The organism is Mesorhizobium sp. M7A.F.Ca.CA.004.12.1.1, assembly GCF_003997835.1.
Taxonomy (GTDB): Bacteria; Pseudomonadota; Alphaproteobacteria; order Rhizobiales; family Rhizobiaceae; genus Mesorhizobium.
This window is the reverse complement of sequence record NZ_RZRK01000164.1, coordinates 1-9,609: the sequence shown is the minus strand read 5'-3', so window position 1 is coordinate 9,609 and position 9,609 is coordinate 1. Positions and strand designations below refer to the sequence as shown.

9 protein-coding genes and 1 pseudogene are annotated in these 9,609 nt (G+C 64.0%); 4 read left to right on the top strand and 6 right to left on the bottom strand.

Translation table 11 applies throughout. From position 1 onward, the window contains the following. Nucleotides 1-217, bottom strand: a pseudogene (locus EN984_RS11360) (acyl-CoA dehydrogenase); the annotation flags it as partial. A 214-nt stretch (nt 218-431) separates the two neighbouring features. Here EN984_RS11360 and EN984_RS11355 point away from each other — a divergent pair. Together EN984_RS11355 and EN984_RS11350 are read left to right on the top strand one after the other, a co-directional pair. Next, nucleotides 432-650 carry a hypothetical protein gene (locus EN984_RS11355; RefSeq protein ID WP_013532811.1) on the top strand — a complete coding sequence of 73 codons (219 nt, stop codon included), beginning with the start codon at nt 432-434 and terminating at the stop codon, nt 648-650. Nucleotides 651-896: 246 nt separating this feature from the next. Next, complete coding sequence (locus EN984_RS11350; RefSeq protein ID WP_127302114.1) at nt 897-2,006, top strand: glycoside hydrolase family 25 protein; 1,110 nt, start codon at nt 897-899, stop codon at nt 2,004-2,006. Between the two features lie 14 nt (nt 2,007-2,020). Here the strand turns inward: EN984_RS11350 and purD are convergent, their stop codons facing one another. Continuing rightward, nucleotides 2,021-3,298: a phosphoribosylamine--glycine ligase gene (gene purD / locus EN984_RS11345; RefSeq protein WP_127270338.1), complete on the bottom strand. Its 1,278-nt coding sequence runs from the start codon at nt 3,296-3,298 to the stop codon at nt 2,021-2,023. A 157-nt stretch (nt 3,299-3,455) separates the two neighbouring features. After that, nucleotides 3,456-4,277 carry a phytanoyl-CoA dioxygenase family protein gene (locus EN984_RS11340; RefSeq protein ID WP_127270339.1) on the bottom strand — a complete coding sequence of 274 codons (822 nt, stop codon included), beginning with the start codon at nt 4,275-4,277 and terminating at the stop codon, nt 3,456-3,458. Between the two features lie 89 nt (nt 4,278-4,366). Between EN984_RS11340 and EN984_RS11335 the strand changes: the two genes are divergently transcribed. Continuing rightward, nucleotides 4,367-5,278 carry a LysR family transcriptional regulator gene (locus EN984_RS11335; protein WP_127270340.1) on the top strand — a complete coding sequence of 304 codons (912 nt, stop codon included), beginning with the start codon at nt 4,367-4,369 and terminating at the stop codon, nt 5,276-5,278. 68 nt (nt 5,279-5,346) lie between these two features. Then, nucleotides 5,347-6,330 carry a 4-hydroxybenzoate octaprenyltransferase gene (gene ubiA, locus EN984_RS11330; protein WP_164749081.1) on the top strand — a complete coding sequence of 328 codons (984 nt, stop codon included), beginning with the start codon at nt 5,347-5,349 and terminating at the stop codon, nt 6,328-6,330. A gap of 36 nt (nt 6,331-6,366) precedes the next feature. Here ubiA and EN984_RS11325 read toward each other — a convergent pair whose 3' ends face one another. The 3 genes from EN984_RS11325 to EN984_RS11315 form a co-directional block, all read right to left on the bottom strand. After that, nucleotides 6,367-6,933 (bottom strand): DUF6101 family protein, encoded by a 567-nt coding sequence (locus EN984_RS11325; protein ID WP_023808648.1) that lies wholly within the window; start codon nt 6,931-6,933, stop codon nt 6,367-6,369. A gap of 186 nt (nt 6,934-7,119) precedes the next feature. After that, on the bottom strand, nt 7,120-8,550 hold the full coding sequence (locus EN984_RS11320; RefSeq protein ID WP_127270791.1) for an FAD-binding oxidoreductase: 1,431 nt from the start codon (nt 8,548-8,550) through the stop codon (nt 7,120-7,122). A gap of 9 nt (nt 8,551-8,559) precedes the next feature. Then, the gene (locus EN984_RS11315; protein ID WP_127270789.1) at nt 8,560-9,534 is read right to left on the bottom strand and encodes an L-threonylcarbamoyladenylate synthase; all 975 of its coding nucleotides are present in this window, start codon (nt 9,532-9,534) and stop codon (nt 8,560-8,562) included. Nucleotides 9,535-9,609: the final 75 nt, after the last annotated feature.

Sequence of the window (9,609 nt, the reverse complement as noted above, 5' to 3'; positions counted from 1 at the left end):
GCGTGGTGACGGCGCCGCCTTTCAGCACCGCACCCTGCCGATCGCCGATCGTGTAGAGCGGTGCGACCTCTTCGGTGGCGAAACGGCCGGCCTCACCCAGAACGGCATCGACCAGGTCCTCGCCGAGATCGCCGAAGGTGCCGGCATCGAGCGCCGACTTCATGCCGGCCACGTGCTTGAGCGTGAAGGCGATATCCTCGACCGGTGCCCTATACATGCCGCCCACTCCTCCTGATTGCATCGGCCTGCCCAACCCTAGAACCGGTGCCGCTGCAAAACCACCCGCCGTATCAGCGGTCTCCCATCTTCTTTTTACGTAAACGTCAAATTTTGTCACGCGGATTTTGCAATCGCGGCGGCGCGTATTAAGTTCAACCCATGCCGGATCAAGTCGACCGGCGATGGATCAGACCAGCCAACCGGAACCGCCTATGCTTGCCAGACCCGACGCCTACCGCTGCATCGAATGCGGCCTGCCCTATCGAGCGGAGGGGTTCTGCTACCATGGGGGCAGACTGGACCATGGTGCCGCCTACTGGTCGGATCGCGGCATTTTGTGCTCGCCGCAATGCTCGCTCGCCCACCACCGCAAACGCGCCGCCGAAGGCACGCTGCGGCAAGAGCCGGCGCCTGACCCGTTTGAATTCTAGCGGCTGATGCGTGGCCAGCTTTTCTGAGGCCAGCCCCGAAAGCACTTCCTTAACCATAGCCGTTCAGGATTTGTTTTTGGTCAACGGGGATTCCCTGTTTTGAAAAGGACGGCGCACCTCCTTCGCCGCTTGAAGAGTGTCGTACCGACACCCTTCAAGCCTCTGTTTCCTGCGCATGTCGTTGCCCCAAAACCGCTGCACACTTTTGGCCGGCATGCGCTGGCGATCCTCGCTCTTGCGGCGACGATGGCGCTTTCGACGGCGGCAACGGCCTCGGATTTCTCCGAGCCGTGGAAGAACGCCGACCGCGCTCTGGTCGTCGATGCCTACGAATATAATTCCATCGACTGGGCCCAGCTCGCCACCGACAAGCGGATCGTGGGCTTCATCAACAAGGCCTCCGACGGCGTGCCGCCCCCCTATTTCTGCTTGGGCAACGACATTGAGGTGAAGCTTTGCAAGGCGCTGTGGAAACGCCATGCGGTGACGCGCGAACTGTTCCAGACGCGCCGGGTGGTGGCCAAGGCACTCGGCCTGAAATGGGGCGCCTATCACCTTGCCCGTCCCGGCAATCCGGTCGAGCAGGCCAACAATTTCCTCGATTTCGCCGAGCCTGCGCCGGACGATCTCATGGCTCTCGACATCGAGGGCAATGACCCCTCGCAATGGATGTCGCTCGACGATGCCGAGGAGTTCGTACGCCAGGTGCATCGGCGCATCGGCCGCTTCCCGGTGCTGTACACCAACGGCAAGACCGCCCAGCATATTGCCGACAACAGGTACCGATACCGGCTCCTGTCGCGGCTGCCGCTCTGGTATGCGCGCTACACCAAGGACATCGACGTGCATTTTCCGATGGGCAACTGGCAAGGCTACGCACTGTGGCAGTTTTCGGCGCAAGCCAATTGCGGCCGTTTCCGCTGCCCTTACAGGGTTGCCGGCACGCCTAACGACATAGACGTGAATGTCGCGCCGACAGACGCCGCCACGCTGCGCGCGCAATGGCCGTTCGGTGGGCTTATCGACGTGCCGCCGGACTATCTCGCCTCGATACCGCTACCGGTTTCACGCGAGGCCGGCCTCGCCGGCAATGTCACCATCACCTATGCGTCTGTGGCCGCGCCGCCGACTCTCGAGGACATGGTTACAGCGTTGGGCACACGCTGGTCCCGTTTCCGCGACGGCTTCCGCATGCCAGTCGTGAAGACGGTGCCGCGACGGCCAAGCTTCGGCATTGTCCAATATGTCGCCTGGAAGCGGACCGAACGGCGTTCACCCGCACAACTCGACGCTGCCTTTGCCGTGTCCGATCCACTCAGCACCGCTTCCACCGAACTCGATCGCGGCCAGCGGTGAGCCAATGCGGAACTTCAGGTTCCCTGTTCGCGCGCTACGGCCTGCCAGCCGATATCGCGGCGGCAGAACCCGTCCGGCCAATCGATGCGGTCAAGCGCGGCATAGGCTCGTTTCTGTGCCTCGCCGACCGTGGCGCCTGATGCCGTCACGTTGAGGACGCGGCCGCCATTGGCAACCAGCGCGCCGCCATTGATGGCGGTACCGGCGTGGAAGATCTGGACGCCGTCGCTCGCCGCGTCTTCGACGCCGCGGATGACCGAGCCTTTTTCCGGCGTGCCGGGATAGCCTCTCGCCGCCATTACTACGGTGAGCGCGGCCTCGTCGCGCCAGCGCACCGAAGTATGCGCAAGCTGGCCGTCGGTCGCCGCGTTGAGCAGGACCAGCAGATCATCCTTCAGCCGCATCATCAGCACCTGGCATTCCGGATCGCCAAAACGGGTGTTGTATTCGATCAGCTTCGGTCCCTTGTCGGTGATCATCAGCCCGGCAAACAGCACGCCGGAGAACGGCGCCCCCAGTTCGGCCATGCCGCGCATGGTCGGCTCGATGATCTCGCGCATGGTGCGCGCGACCAGTTCCGGCGTCATCACCGGTGCCGGCGAATAGGCGCCCATGCCACCGGTGTTGGGACCGGTGTCGCCGTCGCCGACGCGCTTGTGGTCCTGCGCGGTACCGAAGGGCAGTGCGGTGGTGCCGTCGCAGAGGCAGAAGAAACTCGCCTCCTCGCCGGTCATGAACTCCTCGACCACAACTTCCGCGCCAGCGGCGCCGAAGGAACCGTCGAAGCAGGCATCGAGTGCTGCCTGTGCTTCACTGGGCGTCATGGCGACGGTGACGCCCTTGCCGGCAGCGAGCCCGTCGGCCTTGATGACGATCGGTGCTCCGGTCTTTTCGACATAGGCCTTGGCCGAGGCCAGGTCACTGAAACGGCCATAGGCGGCGGTCGGGATGTTGTAGCGGGCGCAGAGATCCTTGGTGAAACCTTTCGATCCTTCCAGCTGTGCGGCAGCCTTGGAGGGTCCGAAGACGCGAATGCCTTGCGCGCGCAGATCGTCGGCAATGCCGACGACCAGCGGCCCCTCCGGGCCGACCACGACGAGGTCGATTTTTTTCTCCCGGCAGAACGCGGCCACGGCGGCATGGTCGGCTAAATCCAGCTTCACCAGCTCAGCCTCGCTGCCGATGCCCGGATTGCCGGGAGCCGCATAGAGCTTTGTCAGCAGCGGTGATGCGGCGATCTTCCAGGCGAGCGCATGTTCGCGGCCGCCGGAGCCGAGAAGAAGAACGTTCATGGCCACCTCTTGATGCCGACTATCCGTTAGAGCACCCGCTATTGCTCTCTGGGCGACGGGTCAAGGCATCCGGGCGCATTGATGGGAATTGCGCACGGGAACGTTACCCCAGCCGAAAATCGGCGGCGCACATCGGCGTCGATTTTCTGGCCTCGCTTCAGCCCTGGTAGACCACCGGAAACCAGTCCTCGCGCAGCCTCTCGCCCGGCTGCATGCCGTGGCCATGATAGGGCGGCGAGGTGCGGCCCGGCCGCTCGACATAGCGCGCATCGTCACCCACCCAGCGCAGCGACAGCGCCCGGCGCCGCGCCGCGGTCAGGTTGCCGCGCGCGCCATGCGCGGTCCTGAAGTCGAACAGGATGGCGTCGCCCGGCTCCATTTCCCATTCGAGCACCTTCATCGACGGATCCTTGTCGGGATCTGGCACCGGCAGATAGTCGCCCTCGCCGGCATAGAAATTGCTGTCGTCGAGCCAGCGCACCGGCAGGATCATCTTGTCCCATTTGTGCGAGCCGGCGATCAGGCGCAGCGTCGCTTCCTTCACCGGGTCGATGGGGATCCAGAAGCTCACCGTCTGTTGGCCATCGACGAAATAGTAGGGGATGTCCTGATGCCAGGGCGTCGGCTTCTGCGTGCCGGGTTCCTTGACCAGCACATGATCGTGGAAGAACTGCGCGGTGCGCGACTGCATCACCGCTGCCGCCAGTTCGGCGGCGGGCGAACCCCGCACCACGCTGACGAATTCGGGAATGCGCTCCCAGTTGCAGTAGTCGTCGAAGAAACTGCCGCGACCGTTGGCGATGTCGGATGCGGTGGCGCTGCGGTTCTGGATGTTGCGCTCGATGCCGGCGGCGATCGTGTCGACCCAGCCCTTGAAGGCGCCGCGAATGCAGACAGCGCCGTCGCGCTGATAGTCGGCGATCGTCTTTGCATCGATGGTTTGGGCGTCGATTGTCTGGGTGTCGGTTGCGGAAGCCATGGCGTTCTCCTCTTGGAATGAACCGACTATCGCAACCCTCGTTCATTCAGTAAAATAATAACTTTCCATTTGATACATAGGACTATCCTATGAATGTGACCCTCACCCAATTGCGTTATCTTGTTGCCGTGGCGCGTCACGGCAGCGTCACCGGAGCGGCAAAGATGCTGAACGTTTCGCAGCCGTCGATCTCGGTGGCCATTGACGCGGTCGAAAAGAATTTCGGCCAGAAGCTGTTCGTCCGCCAGCGCGGAAGCGGCGTGTCGCCGACATCGTTCGGCCGCGCCGTCGTGGCCAAGGCAAGGCAGGTTCTCACCGAAACGGAAGAACTCGTCGGCCTGGGTTCAAGCAAATCGGCTGTCAGCGGTGAGTTGGTGCTGGGATGCTTCGAGGATTTGGCGCCTTTCTTCGCGCCGGCTTTGATCCGCGCCTTCTCCGAACGCTATCCGGCCGTCAAAATCGTCGTTCGCGACGAGACGTTCGAGACTCTGGGACGACGGCTGGGAGATGCGGCCATCGATCTCGGCCTGACTTATGATCTCAGCCTGCCGACGCATTTCGCCCGCATCCTGCTGCGCGAACTTCGTCCACACGCGCTGTTGCCGGCAGGCCATGCCCTGGCGGACCGCCCAACGGTCAGCCTTGCCGATCTGGCCGCCTATCCGCTGATCACGACGGATCAGCCGCACAGTTGGCAGCACATGCTCGACCTGTTCCGCAGCCGCGGCCTCTCGCCGGTGGCCGATACGACGACAAGCTCGTTCGAACTGCAGCGTAGCATGGTCGCCAACGGCTTCGGCGTCGCGGTCAGCTATACCCGCCCGCACGGCGACCGCAGCTATGACGGCCTGCCGCTTATCTGCAAGCCGCTGTCCGATCCGCTGCCCATGCAGCGGATCCTGCTGACCTATGACACGCATCAGCGTGTGTCGAATGCAGCGCTGGCCTTCGTCGAGGTGGCCAGGGACTGGTTCGCCACCCGCGACATCTTTGCCTCGTGAAAGGCTGACAGGCGCCGCGTCTCCGCTTGCCGCTTGACGGTTTCTGCCGCTGCTGCCACTCCATGGACATGGAAAATATCCAGTCGAAAGCGGCCCAGGGCCGTGTCGCCGATGCGCCGAACGGCCATTGGGTCTACCGCGTGCTGCCGCGCTCGATATGGCCCTATGCGCAGCTTGCTCGATGGGACAGGCCGATCGGCTGGCAGTTGCTGCTGTGGCCGTGCTGGTGGTCGGCAGCCTTGGCGGCAAGCGCCTATCCGCGTCCGGGCGACCCGCTGCTCTCACTGCTGCCGGCGCCTTTGTATCTCGTGCTGTTCCTGGTCGGGGCCATCGCCATGCGCGGCGCCGGCTGCACCTACAACGACCTCGTCGACGAGGACATCGACAGCCAGGTGGAGCGCACGCGCTCGCGACCGTTGCCGTCGGGCAAGGCGACGCGCCGGCGGGCATGGCTGTTTCTCGTCCTGCAGGCCCTGGTCGGCCTCGTCGTGCTCATCCAGTTCAACAGCTTCGCCGTCCTGCTCGGCATCTGCTCACTGGCGGTCATCGCCATCTATCCATTCATGAAGCGGATAACCAACTGGCCGCAACTGGTGCTTGGCCTTGCCTTTTCCTGGGGCGCGCTGATGGGATGGGCGGTCGAGTTCGGCGATCTCGATGGGCCTGCCATCATGCTTTATATCGGCTCGATCCTGTGGGTGATCGGCTACGACACGATCTACGCACATCAGGACAAGGAAGATGACGCCATTGTCGGCGTGCGCTCGACGGCACGCCTGTTTGGCGATAACACCAAATCGTGGCTGGCCGGGCTTTATGGCGGCGCGCTGATCTGCTTCGCCATCGCCTTCGCGTCGGCGCAAGCGCCGGTGGTGGCGCTGGCCGGACTGATCGCCGCCGGCGCCCATATGGCGCGGCAGATCGCCGTGTTGGATATCGACAATCCGGACCAATGCCTGCGGCTGTTCAGGTCGAATAACCAGGTCGGCTGGCTGATCTTCCTGGGCCTGATCGGCGGCGCTGTGTGGGTGGCTCTGAAGCCGCTGGTTTAGTCTTCTTCTCCCCGTCACTATACGGGGAGAAGAAGGCTAATCCCTCGAAATAATCTCCTGGCCGTCGATGACCAGCCTGAGACCGAGGGCGCCGGCCCTGCGGCGAGCGAGGAAACGCGGACGGCGCGTGTTCGAAATCCGCCCCTTGCGCCGATCCTGCGGCGGCAGCGTCTTGATGGCGGCACCGAGCGATTCTTCCAGGGTGCGGGCAACGCCGTCCGATTCGATCAGCAGCATCGGCAGACGGTAAGCGTCGGCCCAGGCGCGCCAGTCGGCTGCGACATCGTCGAGATCGTCGGCCACCAGCAGCGGCACCGACAGCATCGGGTCGTTGTGCAGGAGTTCCAGGGTCACCGTGACATTGCCGTCCGGATCCTCCATGGCGCGGGCGGCAACGCCGCGGAACGCATTGGCGGGCAGAACGATGATCGCGGGCAGGCCGCTCATCTCGAGCAGGCGGCGGATCACGGCGCCGCGCTGGTCGATGGTGAAGGTTACATCGCCGTAGTCGTCGCGAGTCGCGTAGCTCACCACTTGCGGCAGGCGAAATGGGTCGAGACGCATGTTGCGTCCCGCCCAGACTGGCTTCAGTCCGGTGTTCATAGAGTGGCCTTCCTGTCTGTCTCCTGAGAGCCGGTGTCCGGTTCTCTCCGGGCCGGTTTTTCCAGCCTCGTTTGTATGGAGACAGTAGCGCGGGCTCCTTACCGCCCCGCTTAAGAAAGTCGGTTAAATTTTGCTGATCTCAGGGATGGTTATCGGAATCCCACCAGCCGCAAGATGTGGAAAGGATCAGATAACCTTACCCGGATTCATGATGCCGGCCGGGTCGAAAGCGGCCTTCACCCTTCGCATCAGATCGATCGCCATTGGCGGCGCGGTGGCGATCAGTTCGTCGCGCTTCAACTGGCCGATGCCGTGCTCGGCCGAGATCGAACCGTGCAGGCTGCGCACCACACCGTGCACCGCCTTGTTCATGGGGTGATAGAGAGCGAGGAACGCCTCATCATCGCCGTCGACTGGCCGCGAAATGTTGTAGTGGAGATTGCCGTCGCCCATATGACCGAAGCAGACCACGCGGGCGCCTGCACTTACCGACGCCACGGCGCCGGCGGCTTCTTCGATGAAGCGCGGGATCGATGCAATAGGCACCGAAATGTCGTGCTTAATCGAGGCGCCTTCCGGCTTCTGCGCCTCGGGCAGCAGCTCGCGGAAATTCCAGAAGGCATCCCCCTGCCCGAGGCTCGCCGCAATGACGGCGTCGCCGACGAATTCCTGTTCAAGGCCGGCCGAGAGCACGTCCTCGATCAACGCCCGCGAATCCTCCGACGAACGGCCTGATGAAATCTGCATCAGCACATACCACGGCCAGTCCTCGATCAGCGGCCGCACCACGCCCTGGGCATGCGCCAGCGTGAAATCATATGGCCGCCTGCCGATCAGTTCGAAAGCGGTGAGCGCTGCCCCGGCACGGTCCATGGCCAGGCTGAACAGCGAAAGTGCTGCCTCGGGTGACGAAAGGCCGGCGAAGGCGACTTCGCGCCCCTTCGGCTTCGGGAACAGCTTGAGCACGGCGGCGGTGATGACGCCGAGCGTACCTTCGGCGCCGACGAACAGGTTTTTCAGATCGTAGCCGGTGTTGTCCTTCTTCAGCTTGCGCAGGTCGTCGAACACCTCGCCGGTCGGCAGCACCACCTCGACACCGAGGCAAAGTTCGCGCGCATTGCCATAGGCAAGCACGCCGGTGCCGCCGGCATTGGAGGAAAGATTGCCGCCGATCTGGCAGGAGCCTTGCGCGGCCAGCGACAGCGGAAACAGCCGGTCGGCGGCGTCGGCTGCCTCCTGCAGCGTCTGCAGGATGACGCCGGCCTCGACCGTCACCGTGTTGGACAGGACATCGATCTCGCGGATGCGGTTCAGCCGCGACAGCGACAGGACGATTTCGCGCCCGGACCTGTCCGGCACCTGGGCGCCGACCAACCCGGTGTTGCCGCTTTGCGGCACGATCGGCGTTCCCGTCTCCGTCGCCAGCCGCATGATCCGGCTGACTTCGTCGACACTGCCCGGGCGCAGCACCAGCGATGTCGCGCCGTGCCAGAGCCCGCGCCGCTCAATGAGGTAAGGCGCGATATCGCGCTCGTCGCGGAGCGCATATTTGTCGCCAACGATCGCCGCGAAGCGATCGATGAGAGCGGAATCGAGTGTCTCTGTGATTTCGGTCATGGGGGAAAACTATGGTGTGGGCTGCGTGATGTCACGAGGGGCGGCGGCACGCGACAGCCGATCGTTAATGGCTTCACCGAGCCCGTCGAAGGGAATACGCTCGACGGCGATGGTCTGCGCGCCGCAGCGGTCGAGCTCCTGCATATAGGCAAACAGATTGCTCGCCGCTTCGCGCAGGTCACCGGTTTCGGATAAATTGAGGAAGGCTTCGGCGCGGCGCCAGCCTTGCGCCCTCTGGCTGCCGAAGCCTAGCAAAGCCTCGCCCTCGCCGACCGTGCCGGCATTGAGCCGCATCGCAGCACCTGGCGCATAGTGCGAGGCGAGCATGCCCGGCGCCTCGACGCCGGCGGCGCCGCCGCGCAACAGCTCCATGCCGATAGCCGCCTCGATCTCCTCGGCGGCGATGCCGCCGGGCCTCAGCAGCCGCAATCTGTCCCCTTCGGCCTTGAGAATCGTCGATTCCAGCCCGATCGGCGTCGCGCCGCCATCGACCACCAGCTTTATGCGCGTGCCGAGATCCGCCGCTACCGCTTGCGCGGTCGTTGCGCTGATTTTGCCGGATGAATTGGCGCTGGGCGCTGCAAGCGGGCGGCCGAGCCTGGCGATCAGCTCGCCACCAAAGCCCCTCGGCATGCGCAAGGCAATCGTATCGAGCCCGGCGGTGACCAGCGGATGGATGCCGTTGCCGGGCCGTTGCGGCAGCACCAGCGTCAGCGGACCTGGCCAGAATGCCAGCGCCAGTTTCCTGGACAGCGGATCGAACAACGCGAGGCGCTCTGCCATCGCCATATCCGCGACATGGGCGATCAGCGGGTTGAAGCGCGGGCGCCCCTTGGCTTCGAAGATGCGTGCGACGCCGATGCCGTTGGTGGCGTCGCCGGCCAGCCCGTAGACGGTTTCCGTCGGGATGGCGACGACATCGCCTTCCATGAGCAGCGCCAGCGCCCGCTCCAGCGCCTCGCCCGAGCCAAGTATTTCAGCCACTCTCGTCACCTCACAGATGCGGGGTGCGTAGTACGATGGCGGCCGTTGGGCAAGCCGCTGTTGGGTAACCTATTG

Bases quoted from the DNA above. Each gene is read 5' to 3' on its own strand.
- EN984_RS11355 (WP_013532811.1), top strand. From the start codon at position 432: ATGCTTGCCAGACCCGACGCCTACCGCTGCATCGAATGCGGCCTGCCC.
- EN984_RS11350 (WP_127302114.1), top strand. From the start codon at position 897: ATGGCGCTTTCGACGGCGGCAACGGCCTCGGATTTCTCCGAGCCGTGG.
- purD (WP_127270338.1), bottom strand. From the start codon at position 3,298: ATGAACGTTCTTCTTCTCGGCTCCGGCGGCCGCGAACATGCGCTCGCC.
- EN984_RS11340 (WP_127270339.1), bottom strand. From the start codon at position 4,277: ATGGCTTCCGCAACCGACACCCAGACAATCGACGCCCAAACCATCGAT.
- EN984_RS11335 (WP_127270340.1), top strand. From the start codon at position 4,367: ATGAATGTGACCCTCACCCAATTGCGTTATCTTGTTGCCGTGGCGCGT.
- ubiA (WP_164749081.1), top strand. From the start codon at position 5,347: ATGGAAAATATCCAGTCGAAAGCGGCCCAGGGCCGTGTCGCCGATGCG.
- EN984_RS11325 (WP_023808648.1), bottom strand. From the start codon at position 6,933: ATGAACACCGGACTGAAGCCAGTCTGGGCGGGACGCAACATGCGTCTC.
- EN984_RS11320 (WP_127270791.1), bottom strand. From the start codon at position 8,550: ATGACCGAAATCACAGAGACACTCGATTCCGCTCTCATCGATCGCTTC.